Here is an 18,752-nt window from a genome sequence, read left to right as displayed (position 1 = left end):
CTACTTATCTGCCTTTGGATATTCTATACGTGAATGGAAAATCCCATTCAACGTCTCACAAAGTACTTGCTCTATACATTTTAACTCTTTTATCGAAATATCGCATTCATCAAACTGATGGTCTTGTACACGATCGTCAATAATTGCACGCACAAGCTTGTGTATTTTCTCAGCATTTGGTTCTTTCATCGAACGAACAGCTGCTTCCACACTGTCGGCTACACTTATGACCGCCGCTTCTTTCGTTTGTGGCTTCGGCCCTGGATAACGGAACTTCACCTCATCAATCACTTTGCCCTCTTCCTTTGCTTTGTAAAGGAAAAATTTCAAGAGACTTGTTCCATGATGTTGTAACGCTATATCAATGATTTCTTGTGGCATTTTATAACGTCTAAGCATTTCTGCTCCATCCGTAGTATGTGCAATAATAATTTCTGCACTAGTCTCTGGAGGCATTGAATCATGTGGGTTCATACCGGCCATTTGATTTTCAATAAAGAATGCTGGTCGCTTCGTTTTGCCAATATCATGATAATAACAGCCAACTCGCGCGAGCAAACCATCTGCACCAATTGCTTCACATGCGGCTTCGGCTAAATTTGCCACCATGACACTATGATGGTATGTTCCAGGTGTTTCCATTAGGAGCTTTTTCAATAACGGATGATTTGGATTGGACAGCTCGATTAAACGTAATGTCGATAATAAACTAAAGGCTGACTCAAAAAATGGTAATAATCCCATTGTCAGAGCTCCTGATAATAGTGCCGATAAAAGCGCGGCAATAAAATAAAACAAGAGCTCAGACAATCCATACGATGATTGTGTCATCAATAAGTAAAATGCGATAAAGCACATATTTACAAGGGAAATTACTGCTACTGCCTGCATAATATGTGAACGCTTTTCTACGCTACGCATAAAGAATAGACTCGCAAAGCCACCAAAGATGATGTACAAAGTAATTTCCATTTGCATAACCGATGAATAACCTTCTTGGAAAATAACACCTGCTGAAGCCGCTGTCATTACTGTAATAAGTACTGCCGCCCGGTCATCCGCAAGCAGGCGTACGAGCATGGTAGCTAAAGCAGTTGGGAATAAGAAAGCCACCGTCACATCAAAACCATCTGCTACTAAGCTGATAATCTTCATTAGTAGGATAGAAAAACTATAAACAATTACTGTTACGAGTAATGCATTGCGTTTTTTCCGAGCTTCTACTTCCCAGCGATCAAATAAAATATACATAAAGATCATTTGAAGGAACGTTAAAATAATTAGCCCTGCTATTGGCTTCATCGATGCTTTATTGCTCACCATGCCTAGTAACTCTAGCTGTCGATAAGCCTCATTATCAATAATTTGACCTTCCTGTACAATGATTTGGCCTTGAAGTATTCGCGTTGCTTCAACGCTTTCCTTTGCTTGCTCTATTCTAACTTTCGTTTGTTCCTCATTAATTGTTTCGTTTTCAACAATACTCGCACGTCCAATTAATACGACTGTGCTTAAAATCTTATCGGGATAACCGCGTTGACCTCGAATTTTCGTTTCAAAATCATTTTGAGCAGCTAACACATTTTCTTTGCGAATTGATTTTTGTAAATATTCTTGGACAAGTTTTGATAGTTGCACACTTGTTCTCTTTAAATCTGCTTCACTTTGTTGTAATAAGCCTTCAAGCTGAGCATCTGTAAAGACGACAGGCATTTGATCCACATCAATAGATTCTAATTTTTTCCGGAGCTTTGCCACTTGATCGATAGGTGCATCAGGATCTTTATTACTTTCAACATCCTTTTTCACTTCAAGCACATAATCAAATAAAGACGTCACGATTGCTACACGTTGTTTGGCAACGTCTTCTGAAAATTGATAGACAGGCGTCACTGCGTTAGCAGCTTTTTCTCGTTCTTGTTGAGTCTTCACTGTATCTTCGATTGTTTTCGTTGACCGTACTGTTTCTGATGCAAGTTGTAATGGTTTAAAATCATATGTAACACCCTTAACATTGCCATACATAAATGTAAACTGTAATGCGCCTGTTAGGATGAGAACGACAATCAAAAAGTAGCGAAACCCAATAAGCTCCGTAATTTTCTGAAGTTGTTTCTCCATATGGCACCTCCTCTATCTATCTCCTATCATACCAATTCAAAAAACATTTTTCCCGAAAAATGTATAAAGAAAGCAAAAAAACAGCTATACGCATTCGTATAGCCGTCATATTTTTAGTTATTTATCACTTTATACCTACATAAACCGCTGAATCTGTCGCTTCGCTTTCGGTACAGACTTTTCTTTTTCGTTGTACCTGTCGCTTCGCTTTCGGTACAGACTTTTCTTTTTCGTTGTACCTGTCGCTTCGCTTTCGGTACAGACTTTAAAATAACCGCCTTAAGGCGGTTATTTTAAAGTTGTTGCTCCTCGTATGCTTTGATGATTTTAGCTACGACTGGATGGCGCACTACATCACCTTGCTCTAAAATTTGGAAGTGGATTGAATTGACATATTTCAATGTACGTTCAGCAACAATCAAGCCAGATTCTGTATTTTTCGGAAGATCAATTTGCGTTTTATCACCCGTAATCACCATTTTTGAGCCAAATCCTAAACGGGTTAAAAACATTTTCATTTGCATATGCGTTGTATTCTGTGCTTCATCTAAAATAACAAAGGCATCATCCAATGTACGTCCACGCATATAGGCTAATGGTGCGATTTCAATTGTTCCTCGCTCAATAAGACGTTGCGTTTGTTCTGCCCCATAAATATCGTTTAACGCGTCGTAGAGCGGGCGTAAATACGGATCTACCTTTTCCTTTAAATCACCCGGCAGGAAGCCAAGCGACTCTCCTGCTTCAACAGCAGGGCGTGTTAAAATGATTCGCTTCACATGCCCATTTTTAAGCGCTTGCGTAGCCATTACTACCGCTAAATACGTTTTTCCGGTACCTGCTGGACCAATACCAAAAACAACGTCTTTGTGACGAATCGCTTGTATGTATTCTCGTTGACCTATTGTTTTTGCACGAATCGGCTTGCCTTTTGTCGTGCGTGCAACTTCTTCATCGTAAAGTTCTGCAAAGTATTCAACTGTCCCTTTTTGTGTCATTTCAATTGCCGTTGCTACATCACGCTGATCAATATTAATGCCTTTGCGAATCACTTTTAATAATGCATGCAAAAGATATGTCGCTTGTTCTTTCGCATCTTCTTCGCCAGCAAGTTGAATTTGCTCACCGCGTGTAATGATATGGACATGGAGTGCCTCTTCAATTAATTTCATATTCGCATCGGAAATACCTAGTAGCATGACCGCTTCATTTGGATTATCCACTTGTAATACAGTTAAATGTTCTGACATAATCATTCTCCTTGTGGCCCTTGTATTGGACTTGCAATGTTTTCATTGACTAAAAATAGAACTTTCCCTTCAACTGTACCATTCCCCCACTTCGCCTGTAAAAGGTTTTCTTTCTTTATTACTGTTTTGGCAGGGAGCGATTGTAACATCTTTTCGTGGAGTAGCGGCATTAATAGTGTGTCTATTTTTGATTCATCTAATGTAATTTCCATCGTTTTTGTTTGCTGCTCTTCTACAATTGATACATAAGAATCGAGCCAACTTGGCAACTCTTTCTTTTGCACATAATCAACCGCTTCCTTATGAATCCCCTTCACTACGACACGCCACTGTTTTTGTTGCAAAGATTCAATGGTTAGTTTTGTTGGAATTTTAAATGTGCACTCTAGCCAGTAGTCTGCAAATACCTCTCCCTTTGCTCCAACAAAAACATGGTCATCTCCACTTTCAATCACACCACTAACAAGTACATCATCCTCGTATGCTGTATCATTGACTGAAATTTTTCGCTCGCCGTGTTGAATATTAAAATTTGTAATGACACCACTTTTCGTCGCAACTAAATGCGTTGCCAGTTTTTCATTCGTCAATTCTGTTTTCTTCGGCGATTCTTGTGGTCTGAGAATAATCCGACCACCATGTTTTTCAATATGCACCCATGAGAGGTCTCGATGTTTTTCTAACAGACTCTGCCGAATTACCGCATCGGATGGGATGACCTTTTTCGTCATCGGCGTTTCTAGCTTAAACGTTTCTTGAAAGGTTTTCTCAATTTGTTGTTGCAACTCTGGTGTAGCGGCTTCAATATCAACTCGCCATACGACTTGTGCACATAATAATGGGATTAAGACCATAATAAAAAGACCGAGTAATGTCCACAATTGCGCCCGAAAAACTTGCAGTTCATCTGCATAATGAACCGTCATTTTAAGCCGATAGCGACTACGTATACGGCGAATTTTTGATAAATACCCCATATTTGTTTCAAATGTAACCTCTTGCTCCCGAAATACAACACGCTTTAAAGGTACTTGCTGTGCATGCAATGCTTGAATAAAAGGATGAACATTTTCATGACGCTTTATACGTATAATGATCGGTCGATTATTCCACATTATTTGCTCACACCCATATCTTTAGTCATTTTCACATGTAACTCTTGCAAGTCCTCTACTGATAAATGAAGCATGTCTTCTTTAATTGCATTTATAACGACGGAGTTTCCCCGCACGATAATATGATAATCAGCATAAATAAATGAACACGATGTTGCATCCGCATGTAAAAAGCGATAAGGGCCGATAATTTTTAATGTTTCATACTGTGATAATTCAAGTAGTGGCGTTAATTGAAATAATTTTTTCATAAAAAAATGCCTCCTTCTTCGGCAATATATGCGCAAAAAAAGGAGGACATGCTAGTTATTTTCGTTTTGCTTTGGGAGGACCTAAAATTTCAGCCATTACTACTGCTTGCACCAAAGCTTTTTTTGAAGTTGGTACTTGAAATCCATTGCTTGCCACTGCTGCTGGACGATCATTTTTTCCTGCAGCCAAACGCCCAAGACTAGGTCGATCGGTTTTACGACTAGATGGCTCTGTTGGAGTAAGGGGTGGGGCTACATAGCTCGGAATATGCTCCTGGACTTGTTGTGGCACTGGTTCCACACGCTTTTCCTGAACCTCTGTTGTCGTCATGTCCCCTAAAAATTCACGTGCAAAATCTTCAAAGCTTTGCTTTTTAGCAGTTCGACGATGTTGCACCGGCTCATCCACTTCCATATTGGCAGAAGGTTGAGCAGATTTATTGAAAGGGGGCATTGGTTTTTGTTCTTTATTATTTTTTAATTTACCGAAAAGAGAGGTGACTATGGCAATAATTGCGAATAATATGAGCTGTTCCATTTGTTAGCACTCGCTCCTTTCCGTAAGTTATGCTTTCGGTTCAGTAGGGTCTGCCTTATCTGTACTTACTTTTGAAATGGAGTCACGCATAGCTGTATCCGCTTGGATATTGCGGTAATTCATGTAATCCATAATACCGAGATTACCAGAGCGTAAAGCTTCCGCCATTGCTTGTGGTACTTCTGCTTCCGCCTCTACTACTTTCGCTTTCATTTCTTGTACGCGGGCAATCATTTCTTGCTCGTTGGCTACGGCCATCGCACGACGTTCTTCCGCTTTTGCTTGGGCAATATTTTTATCTGCTTGCGCTTGTTCAATTTGTAGTTCTGCACCAATATTTTTGCCGATATCAACATCCGCAATATCAATCGATAAGATTTCGAATGCTGTACCAGAGTCTAAGCCTTTAGATAATACTGTTTGAGAAATCATATCTGGGTTTTCAAGCACTGTTGTATGACTTGATGCACTACCGATTGTAGAAACAATCCCTTCACCTACACGGGCAATAACTGTTTCCTCACCGGCACCACCGACTAAACGTTCGATGTTTGCACGTACGGTAATACGTGCTTTCGCCTTTACTTCAATCCCGTTCATTGCAACACCAGCAATAAATGGTGTTTCAATTACTTTTGGGTTAACCGACATTTGTACCGCTTCTAATACATCACGTCCAGCAAGGTCAATCGCAGCACAACGTTCAAATGATAGTTCAATATTGGCACGGTGAGCAGCAATTAATGCATTGACAACACGGTCTACATTACCACCTGCTAAATAGTGACTTTCTAACTGATTAATCGTTACTGGTAAGCCAGCTTTATGTGCTTTAATTAACGGATTGACGATACGCGATGGAATTACACGACGTAAGCGCATCCCGATTAATGTAAAAATACTAACGCGGACACCTGCTGCAAGTGCAGAAATCCATAGCGCAACTGGTACAAAAGTAAAAAATACTGCGACGACAATAAATAATAGAACTAGCCCGACGATTGGGCCCATAAGCGCTAAATCAAATCCCATATTGTTATTCCTCCATCTCTTTTTCTGTTTGTCTCACAACAATGCGTGAGCCTTCTACTTTTATTACTTCTACATTTTTACCGACATCAACGTAGCCACCTTCTGATACTACGTCAATTCGTTCACTCACAATTCGCATTGTGCCAGCTGGACGAAGCGGTGTAAGCGTCACACCTACTTTTCCTAACAATTCTGTGCGATTAATGTTCGATACATACCCTTCTTCCGTCGTCGTTGCATCCATCAACACTAACTTGTTTAAGACATGCATTTTTTTACCGAAAAATTTCATCAGGATCACCATTCCTATTATGGCTACTACAAGTGCAATAAATATCGCCACGATCATCTGTGTCATGTTTGCACCTGCCAGCAGCAAGCTAATTAATATAAGCACGCCACCTAAAATTCCAACAATGCCTCCGGGGACAAAAAATTCAGCAATGACCAACGCTAACCCTGCTATGAAAATTAACAATGTTTCATAACCAGCAAAGCCTGCCACCATATGACCGAAGAAAAATAATCCGAGGGCTGATAACCCCATTGTACCCGGTACACCAAAGCCAGGCGAATATAGCTCCATAACAAGCCCTAAACTCGCAACCGATAATAAAATGGGTACAATAAGCGGGTTGGTAATAAATCGAGCTACTTTTTCAGCAAAGGTTGGCTCGATTGGAACAATATCACTGCCCTTTAAACCTGTTTTTTCTAACAGCTTTTGAAAATTAGCAACAGTTCCTTCAGAATAACGGACCTCTTCAGCCTCTGAAGCCGATAAAGTTAATAAATTTTCGCCTCCAGCTCGATATTGTGGCAATTTAATTGTAGAATCTGCCATGGCCAAAGCATATTTCGGGTCCCGTCCGGAAGTTTCTGCAGCTGCCTTCATTTGAGCAAGCCATGCACTATGTGCCTTATTGTCCGCCGCATTGCCTGCCGAATCAATTACTGCCGCTGCGCCAATCGTGCCATTAGGAACCATATAAATTTCATCCGCATGTAAGGCTAAAAATGCACCAGCTGAATGAGCATCTTTATTAATGAAGGCAATGGTGCGTATCGTAGAGGCATCCATTAACATCGCAATATCACTAGCTGCATTGACGAATCCACCTGGCGTATGTATATCCAGTATGATCGCTTCTGCATAGTTTTCTTGTGCCTCTTTAAAAGCTCGTTCTAAAAATGCGTGAAGTCCACGTTCCACTTCATCATGAATCGGGACGTGATAAACCTTGCTACTTGCAAAAGCAGTAGTCAATGGAAACGCTATCAAAACCGTTAACCAGACGACAATAATATAGCTAAGGATTCTCCTTTTCCGCATCTTTTTCCCTCCCTTCTAACATGCTTCTCTACTGTATTTACGACTGACCTTGTAAAAAGTTTCACAAAATCATATTTATTTTTATTATACAGTGAATTTAAATTATATGGAGGATTTTTGCCTGCAAGTCATGGAATTTGTGCATGCTACTTTGTTCTAAAAGAAAAACCGAATGAAATCTGAACAGACTTCATTCGGTCTTTTTAAAAAATATGTACCGCAAAAAGGAGCATCATGCAAAATACCCGGAATTAATTGCAAGTGCAATTAATTCCAGGTATATCATTGTCTGCTCAGTGAATCATACAATTGCGTGTTTTGAACGTAGGGATTTTTAATGGGAAATTAAATTACCACTTACGTTTACGTGCAGCTTCTGATTTCTTTTTACGTTTTACGCTAGGTTTTTCGTAGAACTCGCGCTTTCTAACTTCTTGAATTGTACCACTTTTTGATACAGTACGTTTGAAGCGGCGAAGAGCATCTTCAAGCGATTCGTTTTTGCGAACGACAGTTTTTGACATCTCTCTTTCCCTCCCTCCGAACACACGTCAATACACAATGCATGTAGGCTAATAACCTACTGTTGTGTACTAAAAAATTATACCGTATTGTCTTTTAACGGTCAATAGAAAGTATTCAAAATAGCGTAGAGAATTTTTAACATGCTCTCCATTTGAATTAAAAGCGACTTTTCAGTCCACAATATTGTAAAAATATTTGTGCATAGGTTCAACCGGTACATCAAAGATTATGGCTAATGCATAACTGTACGTCTTACGGGTTACCCATCCATCATCAGCATAGCAAAAAAAGTGTTGGATTGAAAGAAATCAATCGAACACTTTTCCCCTTTTGTTTACGAGACTCTTCTGTTAAAAAATTTTCTTCGTGTTGCCATCGTCTTTTAGAATTTCTACTGCTTCTCTAAAACGTTGCGAATGAATGATTTCTCTTTCTCTCAAGAAAATTAAACTATCATTCAGATCTGGGTCATCTGATAAATCAATAATCCATTGATATGTGGCACGCGCTTTTTCTTCTGCCGCAATATCTTCATAAAGGTCAGCAATTGGATCCCCTTTTGCTTGAATATAACTTGCGGTAAACGGCACACCTGCTGCATTTTGATAAAACAATGCCTTATCATGGTTGACATAATAGTCTCCAATACCCGCTTCTTCTAATTGCTGTGGTGTGGCATCTTTCGTTAGTTTATAGATCATTGTTGCAATCATTTCGAGATGTGAAAACTCTTCCGTTGCGATATCCGTTAACAAACCTACTACTTTATCAGGTAGCGTATATCGTTGGTTCATATAACGTAATGCCGCGGCCAATTCCCCATCAGCGCCACCATACTGCTCTATTAAAAACTTTGCTAGCATCGGGTTACATGTACTTACCTTTACTGGATATTGGAGCTTTTTCTCATAATACCACAAACTTTTTCCCCCTAATCCAAATGTTATTCATCACTTAGGTTTAAACTTGCCAAGGCCACGGTGTATCAACCCAATTAAATGGATAATTCGAATAGCTTCTGCCAAAATTCATTAGCGGTCCAAATTTTTGTTCAAAATCTACTTTTAAGCGCATACTCTTTTCAGCATTCTCATTAAATTGTGTAATTGCTGCATAATCATGGGGATGTGTATCTAAATAAAGGTTTAATTCAACTAACACAAAATCAATGGCTTGAATTTCCTCGAGAAGCGTATAAAACTCCGGTGGCATTTTTTTACTCACCTTTTATCCCACCTCTCTCCGGATTCGGATAAGGGCTAAAAAATTGGGGCCATAACGTCCCAAACTTCAGCGCTTCTCTAGCCGTTTGAAATTGTGGGAGTCCAGGTGGTTGAAAACCTATATACAATTGCGGAGGTGTTGCATAACTTTTAACTTCTATTGGCTTACAGGGGTCAAACGGACTGATATAAGGACGCCAATATTTATATTGCGTAAACAAAATAAAATTCCTCCTTTCTAAAGGCAATACATCATTCGAGTATATGTGAAGGAAAAACGTATTATTCTACAGATGTATTGCGTAATGAGGCTGTTAATGTACTACTGTAAAACTTCGCGATTCATAAAAAAATAGCATACTAGGGAAAATCCCCAGTACACTATTTTTCAAAGTTCCAACTAATTGTTAAAAATTAATAATTTGAATCAGCTATTAAGCCTTTCATAATTGCAACGCCAGAACTAGCACCTATGCGAGTGGCACCTGCTTCCACCATTTTCTGCATATCTTCTAAGCTTCGAACGCCACCTGAAGCTTTCACACCTAGCTCTGGGCCAACTGTTTTACGCATTAAGGCGATGTCCTCTGCAGTTGCTCCGCCAGTAGAGAAACCTGTTGATGTTTTCACAAAGTCAGCTCCAGCAGCCACTGACAATTCACATGCTTTTATTTTTTCTGCTTCAGTTAATAGGCAAGTTTCGATAATTACTTTAACAATTGCGCTACCCTTAGCTGCTTCTACTACTGCCGCAATATCCGCTTGTACTTGTTCGTAGTTTTGATCTTTTAATGCGCCAATATTGATGACCATGTCCACTTCTTGCGCGCCATTGGCAATTGCATCTTTGGCCTCAAATGCTTTTACAGCTGGCGTATTAGCGCCTAACGGGAAACCAATAACCGTACAAACTAAAACGTCTGAGTTTTGTAATAGCTCGCTGCAATATTTTACCCAAGTTGGATTAACACAAACAGACGCAAAGCCAAATTCTTTTGCTTCCGCACATAACTTTTCAATTTGTTCTTTCGTAGCCTCAGCTTTTAATAATGTGTGATCAATCATACTTGCGTAATTTGTTTTCATTTAACAAGCGCTCCTTCTAACTTAAGTTGTCCGTACCTCTCTGGAATAATAACATGTTTTTATGTTTCCGTCTAATATTCATTATCTACTTATCGTTTGGACAGAGTAGTTAAATTTTATAATGCCCGTTTCAGCTTCATAATATCAATAAAAAAAATTGCCTATCATCAACAGATAGGCAATTTTTTTCTTCATTATTTTACAGTTTCTAACAAGCGAACAAATTGCCCTTTTGAATGCGGGTAACCTGCTTGCGTAATTTTGACCTTCACTAGTTGGCCGATTAAGTTTTCAGGCCCTTCAAACACTACTTTTAAGTAATTGTCAGTATAACCTGTTAATAAACCTGCTTCTTCACTACCATCATGAACAAATTCCTCTGGAATGACCTCTAACACTTCATTTTCAAAACGAGATGCATATTCCTTGGCAAGTTGGTCATTTAGGGCGATTAAGCGGTGAACGCGCTCATTTTTAATGTCTTCGTCGATTTGATCTTCCATACGTGCTGCTGGTGTGCCTGTACGTGGAGAGAATGGGAAGACATGTAATTCTGAAAATTTATGATCACGAATAAAGTTATACGTTTCCATAAATTCTTCCTCAGTCTCCCCTGGGAAACCAACGATGACGTCAGAAGTAACCGCTAAATCAGGTAATGCTTCATGCAATTTTGTTAGGCGTTCGCCGAAAAATTCCATAGTGTATTTACGTCGCATACGTTTTAATACGGTATCTGATCCTGATTGAATCGGAATGTGTAAATGATTTACCACAATGTTCGATTGTCGTAATACATCAATCACTTCGTCTGTTAGTTGACTTGCTTCAATAGAAGAAATACGTAAACGTTTTAATCCTTTTACATTGGCTTCTAGATCACGCAACAACTGCGCAAGGTTATAATCTTTTAAGTCTTGTCCATAACCACCAGTATGAATGCCTGTTAAAACGATTTCAAGGTAACCGGCAGCTACTAATTGTTGTGCTTGGTTTAATACTTCTTGCGGATCACGAGAACGCATTAAGCCACGCGCCCAAGGAATAATACAAAACGTACAGAAATTATTACAGCCTTCTTGAATTTTTAACGATGCACGTGTGCGGTCAGTAAATGCCGGCACGTCTAATTCTTCGTATACACGGTTTTTCATAATATTGCGTACAGCATTAATCGGCTGACGCTCGTTACGATATTGTTCAATATAGCCAAGTAATTTTGTACGATCCTGTGTCCCGACAACAATATCAACACCAGGTATTGCCATAATTTCCGCTGGTGACGTTTGCGCATAACAGCCTGTTACACAAATCACAGCATCTGGATTTTGACGTACAGCTCGACGAATCACTTGACGTGATTTTTTATCGCCTGTATTTGTAACTGTACATGTATTAATGACATAAACGTCTGCTTGATGATCAAACTCCGTACGTTCATAGCCGTCTTCTTTAAACAGCTGCCAAATAGCCTCTGTTTCATAATGATTTACTTTACAGCCAAGTGTGTGAAAAGCCACTTTTGACAAGGCTAAACACCTCTTTCATTCAAATTCATAGGATATTGCAGAAAGCGCATAAAGTGGCGCAGTTTCTGCACGTAAAATTCTTGGACCAAGAGACATTGTTTGCGCGCCTGCTGCCAATAACATATCCGCTTCCTTACGCGCAATTCCACCTTCTGGACCAAAGATAATAAGGATTGATTTCGACTTCTTATCATACACGTTTTTCAGCTTATCCGCAAACCTTGTGCGTTTTTCTGTCTTTGCATCTTCTTCATCTGCAATAAAGACAGCATCATATTCACCTATACGCGCTACAAGCTGTTTAAATTGAATTGGTTCATATATTACTGGAATATGCGTACGATGTGATTGCTCAGCGGCCTCTTTTGCAATTTTTTGCAAGCGCTCCTGTTTTTTCGCGCCCTTTTTCACATCCCATTTTACAATCGATCGTTCTGCTTCAAACGGCAATAAGGCATACATGCCTAACTCCGTTGCCTTTTGCGTGATTAGCTCTAGCTTATCGCCTTTAGGCAACCCACATGCCACTGTTACACGTACCGGTAATTCTGGAGATGGAATCGTTTGTCCCGTTGCTTGCACGAGAACATCCTCATCTTCGAAAGCAGTAATCGTACAAATATAGGCTGTGTCTTGTGCCACAACGATAATTTCTCCACCTTCTTTCATGCGCATAACACGTGTAATATGACGCGCATCTTCACCGGAAATACGTGCTGAATCAATTGCTGTGTCTATGAAATAACGTTGCATCGTGATTACTCCTCACTATAGAGAAAACGCCAAACCGTCAGCACTCGGCTCACGATTTGGCGCTTCTTTGGTCAATTTATTGTGGACGTCGGGCAATAATCGCTACCCAATCTTCCATTAATAATACTTCTTCAATAACAAAACCAGAAGCTTCTAGCGCTGCTTTCACATCATCACGTTTTGCTCCAATGATGCCTGAAGTGACATATAATCCACCCGGTTTAACAATTGTAAATGCATCATCAGTAAAGGACATAATGATTTCCGCTAAAATATTGGCAACGACAACATCGGCTGGCTCTTTCACAGTATCCAATAAGTTACCGTGGAAAACTTCAACCGTATCGCTTACTTTGTTTAACGCAACATTTTCTTGAGCTGAACGCACAGCTACCTCGTCTAAATCTAGCGCATGTACGCTTTTCGCTCCAAGCATTGCTGCACCAATCGAAAGAACCCCTGAACCTGTGCCAATGTCGATAACTGTGTCGCCTGCTTTTACGACCTTCTCCAGCCCTTGTAAGCACATTACCGTTGTTGGGTGTGTTCCTGTACCAAACGCCATCCCTGGATCAAGCTCAATAATTAACTCATCCGTTGAAACTGGTGTATAGTCCTCCCATGTCGGGACAATTGTAAAACGTTCAGAAATTTTAACAGGGTGATAATATTGTTTCCACGCTGTCGCCCAATCTTCCTCGTTCACTTCTACAATCGAAACAACGTTTTCTCCGATATCAATGTTGAATTTCGTTAAATTTGTTATCGCGGCCTTAATTTCTTCGACTGTTTCATTTAAAAAGCTAGACTCTGCTAAGTAAGCTTTAACGATAACACCCTCTTTTGGGAAATCTTCTTCATTTAGCGCATAAATTTCTCCATACTGATCTTCACGTGGCTTTGCATATTCAGCTGAATCCTCAATAACAACACCACTAGCCCCTGCTTCATGCAAAATATTTGAAATTGCTTCCACCGCTTCATTTTTTGTATGAATGGATAATTCTGACCACTTCACGTAGCTCTTCAGCTCCTCTAATTATTCACCTTGGAATTTTTTCTTGATTTTATCGAATAGTGAGCTTCCTTGTTCTTCTGGAATATCGCCACTAATTTCCGCAAATTCACGGAGTAATTGTTTTTGTTTTTCCGTTAATTTTTCTGGCGTGATGACTCTAACTGTTACATATTGGTTACCAGTGCCATAACCATGGACATTTTTTACACCTTTATCTTTCAAGCGGAATTGAGCACCTGATTGAGTACCTGCTGGAATACGTAATTTTACTTTACCATGCACAGTTGGTACTTCAATTTCATCCCCTAGTGCCGCTTGAGGGAAGGTTAATTTTAATTCGTAGTAAATGTCATCTCCATCGCGCTCAAATTCTTTGTGACCTTGTACGCGGAACATGATATATAAGTCACCAGCTGGACCACCGTTAATACCTGGTTCACCTTGACCTGTTACACGAATTTGTTGTCCATCATCAACGCCTGCAGGAATTGATACTTTAATTTTTTTACGCTTTTGAACTTTGCCTTCACCACGGCAAGTTGAACATTTTTCTTTAATGATTTTACCTGTTCCATGACAAGTCGTACAAGTACGACGATTCATCATGCGGCCAAACGGTGTATCAACAGCCTGGTTAATTTGCCCGGCACCTTTACATGTCGAACATGTTTCAGGAGATGTCCCTGGTTTTGCACCTGAGCCATGACATGTTTCACATGTTTCGTCTTTCGGAATTTCGATTTCTGTTTCTTTCCCAAAAATCGCTTCCTCAAATTTAATATTCATGCGGTATTGCAAATCGTCACCTTTACGTGGTGCATTCGGGTCTTGTCGACGTCCACCACCACCAAAGAATGAACTGAAAATATCTTCGAAACCGCCAAAGCCGCCGCCTCCGAAGCCACCGCCGCCAAAGCCAGCATTCGGATCTTCGTGACCAAATTGGTCATAGCGAGCCTTTTTCTGATCGTCACTTAGCACTTCATATGCTTCGGCAATTTCTTTAAATTTTTCATCGGCACCTGGGTCTTTATTTAAGTCCGGATGGTATTGCTTTGATAATTTACGGTATGCTTTTTTAATGTCATCTTTTGAAGCCGATTTCGTTAAACCAAGCACCTCGTAGTAATCGCGTTTCTCCATGATTCACACTCCGCTCTTTTTGCATAAAATCTATTGTAACATGCAGTGTAAAAAACTGCTTCTTTTTTCGCCATAATTTTCTCTTTTTCATCATTTATTAAAATGGACCGTATTCAAATGAAATTTTCCGTAGCAATTTCATGTAATCTAATAGAACATCGCTTTTACAAGTGAATAGAAAGAGAAAAGCCAAAGCCGCAAGCGGTCTTTGGCTTCTTCACTTTACTGTGCTGTTAAGACTATCTTATTTGTCGTCTTTTACTTCTTCAAAGTCAGCGTCTACGATACCATCGTCTTTTTTATCAGCACCAGCATCTGGACCTGCCTCGCCACCTTGAGCCGCTTGTGCAGCTGCTGCAGCTTGCTCATAAACTTTCATTACTAAAGGCTGTAAAACGCCTTCTAATTTTTCTTTTGCTGATTTAATACCTTCTAATTCACCAGCTTCAAGTGCTTTTTTAAGTTCATCGCGAGCATCTTCTACAGATTTTTTCTCTTCTTCTGTAATTTGCTCACCTAAATCAGCAATTGTTTTGTCAACTTGGAAAACTAATTGGTCTGCTTCGTTGCGAAGGTCAGCTTCTTCTTTACGTTTTGCATCCGCTTCAGCATTTGCTTCAGCATCTTTTACCATGCGTTCGATTTCTTCATCTGATAAACCAGAATCTGATTGAATTACGATAGTTTGTTCTTTATTTGTACCTAAATCTTTCGCTTTAACCGAAACGATACCATTTTTATCGATATCAAATGTTACTTCGATTTGTGGGATACCACGTGGAGCTGGTGGGATATCCGCTAGTTGGAAGCGACCTAATGTTTTGTTATCCGCTGCCATTGAACGTTCACCTTGTAACACGTGAATATCTACTGCTGGTTGGTTATCAGCCGCAGTTGAGAACACTTGTGATTTAGATGTTGGAATTGTTGTGTTACGATCGATTAATTTTGTAAACACGCCACCCATTGTTTCGATACCTAAAGAAAGTGGTGTTACGTCTAGAAGAACTACGTCTTTCACATCACCAGTTAATACGCCACCTTGTACCGCTGCACCCATTGCTACTACTTCGTCAGGGTTAACACCACGGTGAGGCTCTTTACCAGTTTCTTTACGAACAGCTTCTTGTACTGCAGGAATACGTGTAGAACCACCAACTAAAATAACTTGGTCAATTTCTGATGTTGATAAACCTGCATCAGATAATGCTTGACGTACTGGTCCTACTGTACGGTTTACTAATGGTAATGTAATTTCATCAAATTTTGCACGTGTTAAAGAGATTTCTAAGTGTAATGGACCTGCTTCACCAGCCGTAATGAATGGTAAAGAAATTTGTGTAGACGTTACACCTGATAAATCTTTTTTCGCTTTTTCAGCAGCATCTTTTAGACGTTGCATAGCCATTTTGTCTTTTGAAAGGTCAATGCCGTTTTCTTTTTTGAATTCAGCAACTAGATATTCGATTACAGCGTCATCGAAATCGTCCCCACCAAGTTTGTTATCACCAGCTGTTGCTAATACTTCGAATACACCGTCACCTAATTCAAGGATCGATACGTCGAATGTACCACCACCAAGGTCAAATACTAATACTTTTTGGTCTACATCTTGTTTGTCTAAACCATAAGCAAGTGCAGCAGCTGTTGGTTCGTTAATAATACGTTCTACTTCAAGACCAGCGATTTTACCAGCGTCTTTTGTCGCTTGACGTTGCGCATCGTTAAAGTATGCAGGAACAGTAATAACTGCTTTTGTTACTTTTTCACCTAAGTAGTCTTCTGCATAGCCTTTTAAATATTGAAGAATCATTGCAGAAACTTCTTGTGGTGTGTAATCTTTATCTTCCACTGTTACTTTTTCAGCAGTACCCATTTTTGATTTGATTGAAATAATTGTGTTTGGATTTGTTACTGATTGACGTTTTGCCACTTCACCAACTTGTTTTTCACCATTTTTGAAAGCTACTACAGATGGTGTTGTACGGTTTCCTTCTGGATTTGGAATAACTTTTGGCTCTCCGCCTTCAAGTACAGATACACAAGAGTTTGTTGTTCCTAAGTCAATACCGATAATTTTGCTCATAGTAAAATTTCCTCCTATTATTAAAACGCAATTGCGTTAATTAACTAAAATATTTTCCAAATAGTACAATGACTATTCGTTAACAGATACCATTGTTGGGCGCAGTACGCGATCTTTTAAAATATACCCTTTTTGAAGTTCACGTAACACTACACCTTGTTCTTTTTCACTATCTTGTTCTTGCATAACCGCTTGGTGAACGTTTGGATCAAACTGTTCCCCTTCAGCTTTAATCACTTGTAAGCCTTCTTTTTCAGTAGCTTCGATTAGTGAACGATAAACCATTTCGATGCCTTTGACGATTGATACAGCTTCTTCCGAAGTTGGTTCAATTTGTAAAGCTCGCTCGAAATTATCTAATACCGGCAATAAATCAGATAATAATTTTTGTGCACGGTATTTCTCTGCAGCTTCACGATCAAGCTGTGTACGACGACGTAAATTATCGAAGTCTGCTCGCAGGCGCAGGTGACGATTTTCCTCATCATCTAGCTTTGCTTGTAATTCAGCTAATTTCGCTTCGTACTGTTCTTCCACTGTTAGTTCTACTTCTTGCGTTGCTGTCTGCTCTTCAGTTGACTCATTGTCAGCTTGTACAAGGTCTTTGTTTTCAGTTGTTTCAGTCACTTAAATCCTCCTCATTATCAATCACTACGATTCTTCGTAAAGGCTTGAGATAAATCCATGCGCATTACTTCAAGTAAAGCAACGACACGCTTGTAATCCATGCGTGTTGGGCCAATAATTGCAATGGCACCTTGTTGATCTTCACCTATTGAATAAGTCGTTGTTATGACGCTACAGTTTTCCATTTCTAACTGCTTATTTTCCGAGCCAATTCGAATATGAATACCTGATTCGTTCGGATGGAAAAGCGACTGCACTTGGCTAGTCGTTTCCATTAAGTCCAGAATCATCCGAACTTTATTTAAATCGTGGAATTCAGGCTGGTTGAACATATTTGTTTTACCACCATAAAAAATTTTACTTTCCGAATTTTGCATTGTAGCCGATACAAGCGAATGGATAAAATCATCCGCTGATCGCACATGTTGCTGTAGGATAGCCAGTATTTCAATTTCTAGCTTTTTATGGATTTCATCTAACGAAACACCTACTAAGCGTTCATTTAAAATGTTCACCATTTTTTCTAGTTCAGCAGCATTAAAATTTGGTGGTAAACTAAACATGCGATTCTCAACGTGCCCGTTATTCGTTACGATAATCGCTACTGCTGCGTCGCTTGAAAGTGGCACAACCGAAAAACGTTTTACTCGATGTCTTTGGACATCAGGCCCTAAGAGAATCGAAGTATACGATGTCAATTCGGATAATATATTCGCTGACTTGCGAATAATGTGCTCAACTTCTACTAGACGTTCATTGAAAATCGATTGAATTTGCTGAATATCCCGTGAATTAATGCCCTGTGGACTCAACAAATGATCTACATAAAATCTATACCCCTTTTCCGAAGGCACTCGACCAGAGGACGTATGTGTTTTTTCTAAAAACCCTAATTCCTCTAAATCCGCCATTTCGTTTCTAATAGTGGCTGGACTAAATGTAATCTCTTGTTTTTTTGAGATTTGGCGAGAACCTACCGGCTGTGCAGACATAATGAAATCGTCTACGATTACTTGCAAAATCTGTAATTGCCGATTTGTTAGCATGATTATCACCTCTGTTAGCACTCAACTAAGAGGAGTGCTAATACTATTATTAAGTTATCAAATCCCACATTTTCTG

Annotated in this window: 19 protein-coding genes; all 19 read right to left on the bottom strand. The window is 39.6% G+C overall.

The genetic code is table 11. The features are described from left to right. The 19 genes from ACIQXI_RS02625 to hrcA all read right to left on the bottom strand — a co-directional run bounded on the left by ACIQXI_RS02625 (nucleotide 1) and on the right by hrcA (nucleotide 18,676). Complete coding sequence (locus ACIQXI_RS02625; protein ID WP_402921398.1) at nucleotides 1-2,121, bottom strand: HD family phosphohydrolase; 2,121 nt, start codon at nucleotides 2,119-2,121, stop codon at nucleotides 1-3. A 293-nt stretch (nucleotides 2,122-2,414) separates the two neighbouring features. Continuing rightward, complete coding sequence (locus ACIQXI_RS02620; protein WP_402921395.1) at nucleotides 2,415-3,371, bottom strand: PhoH family protein; 957 nt, start codon at nucleotides 3,369-3,371, stop codon at nucleotides 2,415-2,417. 2 nt (nucleotides 3,372-3,373) lie between these two features. Then, complete coding sequence (locus ACIQXI_RS02615; RefSeq protein WP_402921392.1) at nucleotides 3,374-4,486, bottom strand: sporulation protein YqfD; 1,113 nt, start codon at nucleotides 4,484-4,486, stop codon at nucleotides 3,374-3,376. Next, nucleotides 4,486-4,737, bottom strand: coding sequence for a hypothetical protein (locus ACIQXI_RS02610; RefSeq protein ID WP_402921387.1), 252 nt, complete (start codon nucleotides 4,735-4,737; stop codon nucleotides 4,486-4,488). Before ACIQXI_RS02610 ends, ACIQXI_RS02615 begins: the two co-directional genes overlap by 1 nt. 55 nt (nucleotides 4,738-4,792) lie before the next feature. Then, nucleotides 4,793-5,275, bottom strand: coding sequence for a hypothetical protein (locus ACIQXI_RS02605; protein WP_402921385.1), 483 nt, complete (start codon nucleotides 5,273-5,275; stop codon nucleotides 4,793-4,795). 27 nt (nucleotides 5,276-5,302) lie between these two features. Next, complete coding sequence (floA, locus tag ACIQXI_RS02600; RefSeq protein WP_402925628.1) at nucleotides 5,303-6,286, bottom strand: flotillin-like protein FloA; 984 nt, start codon at nucleotides 6,284-6,286, stop codon at nucleotides 5,303-5,305. 25 nt (nucleotides 6,287-6,311) lie between these two features. Beyond that, nucleotides 6,312-7,640, bottom strand: a complete 1,329-nt coding sequence (locus tag ACIQXI_RS02595; RefSeq protein ID WP_402921382.1) for an NfeD family protein — start codon at nucleotides 7,638-7,640, stop codon at nucleotides 6,312-6,314. Between the two features lie 350 nt (nucleotides 7,641-7,990). Further along, the gene (gene rpsU / locus ACIQXI_RS02590; RefSeq protein WP_004227078.1) at nucleotides 7,991-8,164 is read right to left on the bottom strand and encodes a 30S ribosomal protein S21; all 174 of its coding nucleotides are present in this window, start codon (nucleotides 8,162-8,164) and stop codon (nucleotides 7,991-7,993) included. A gap of 351 nt (nucleotides 8,165-8,515) precedes the next feature. Beyond that, on the bottom strand, nucleotides 8,516-9,085 hold the full coding sequence (locus ACIQXI_RS02585) for a manganese catalase family protein (protein WP_402921379.1): 570 nt from the start codon (nucleotides 9,083-9,085) through the stop codon (nucleotides 8,516-8,518). Between the two features lie 40 nt (nucleotides 9,086-9,125). Beyond that, nucleotides 9,126-9,389 carry a spore coat protein CotJB gene (locus tag ACIQXI_RS02580; protein WP_402921376.1) on the bottom strand — a complete coding sequence of 88 codons (264 nt, stop codon included), beginning with the start codon at nucleotides 9,387-9,389 and terminating at the stop codon, nucleotides 9,126-9,128. Next, a complete protein-coding gene (locus ACIQXI_RS02575) occupies nucleotides 9,382-9,609 on the bottom strand; it encodes a spore coat associated protein CotJA (RefSeq protein WP_402921374.1) in 228 nt (75 codons plus the stop codon). The genes ACIQXI_RS02580 and ACIQXI_RS02575 overlap by 8 nt, the downstream gene beginning before the upstream one ends. Before the next feature lie 193 nt (nucleotides 9,610-9,802). Beyond that, nucleotides 9,803-10,474, bottom strand: coding sequence for a deoxyribose-phosphate aldolase (deoC, locus tag ACIQXI_RS02570; protein ID WP_402921371.1), 672 nt, complete (start codon nucleotides 10,472-10,474; stop codon nucleotides 9,803-9,805). 194 nt (nucleotides 10,475-10,668) lie between these two features. Then, nucleotides 10,669-12,003 carry a tRNA (N(6)-L-threonylcarbamoyladenosine(37)-C(2))-methylthiotransferase MtaB gene (gene mtaB, locus ACIQXI_RS02565; RefSeq protein WP_402921368.1) on the bottom strand — a complete coding sequence of 445 codons (1,335 nt, stop codon included), beginning with the start codon at nucleotides 12,001-12,003 and terminating at the stop codon, nucleotides 10,669-10,671. 15 nt (nucleotides 12,004-12,018) lie between these two features. Then, nucleotides 12,019-12,756, bottom strand: coding sequence for a 16S rRNA (uracil(1498)-N(3))-methyltransferase (locus ACIQXI_RS02560; protein WP_402921365.1), 738 nt, complete (start codon nucleotides 12,754-12,756; stop codon nucleotides 12,019-12,021). A 76-nt stretch (nucleotides 12,757-12,832) separates the two neighbouring features. After that, the gene (gene prmA / locus ACIQXI_RS02555; RefSeq protein ID WP_402921363.1) at nucleotides 12,833-13,774 is read right to left on the bottom strand and encodes a 50S ribosomal protein L11 methyltransferase; all 942 of its coding nucleotides are present in this window, start codon (nucleotides 13,772-13,774) and stop codon (nucleotides 12,833-12,835) included. A 21-nt stretch (nucleotides 13,775-13,795) separates the two neighbouring features. Continuing rightward, nucleotides 13,796-14,917 (bottom strand): molecular chaperone DnaJ, encoded by a 1,122-nt coding sequence (gene dnaJ, locus ACIQXI_RS02550; RefSeq protein ID WP_402921360.1) that lies wholly within the window; start codon nucleotides 14,915-14,917, stop codon nucleotides 13,796-13,798. Between the two features lie 244 nt (nucleotides 14,918-15,161). Then, on the bottom strand, nucleotides 15,162-17,003 hold the full coding sequence (dnaK, locus tag ACIQXI_RS02545) for a molecular chaperone DnaK (RefSeq protein WP_402921358.1): 1,842 nt from the start codon (nucleotides 17,001-17,003) through the stop codon (nucleotides 15,162-15,164). A gap of 72 nt (nucleotides 17,004-17,075) precedes the next feature. Next, the gene (grpE, locus tag ACIQXI_RS02540; protein ID WP_402921355.1) at nucleotides 17,076-17,630 is read right to left on the bottom strand and encodes a nucleotide exchange factor GrpE; all 555 of its coding nucleotides are present in this window, start codon (nucleotides 17,628-17,630) and stop codon (nucleotides 17,076-17,078) included. Between the two features lie 17 nt (nucleotides 17,631-17,647). Further along, nucleotides 17,648-18,676 (bottom strand): heat-inducible transcriptional repressor HrcA, encoded by a 1,029-nt coding sequence (hrcA, locus tag ACIQXI_RS02535; protein ID WP_402921352.1) that lies wholly within the window; start codon nucleotides 18,674-18,676, stop codon nucleotides 17,648-17,650. Nucleotides 18,677-18,752: the final 76 nt, after the last annotated feature.

Origin of the sequence: Lysinibacillus sp. NPDC097195 (assembly GCF_044762075.1) — a bacterium.
Classification (GTDB): Bacteria; Bacillota; Bacilli; order Bacillales_A; family Planococcaceae; genus Lysinibacillus.
Note: the sequence above shows the minus strand (reverse complement) of the source record. Positions and strands in the feature narration are given on the sequence as shown.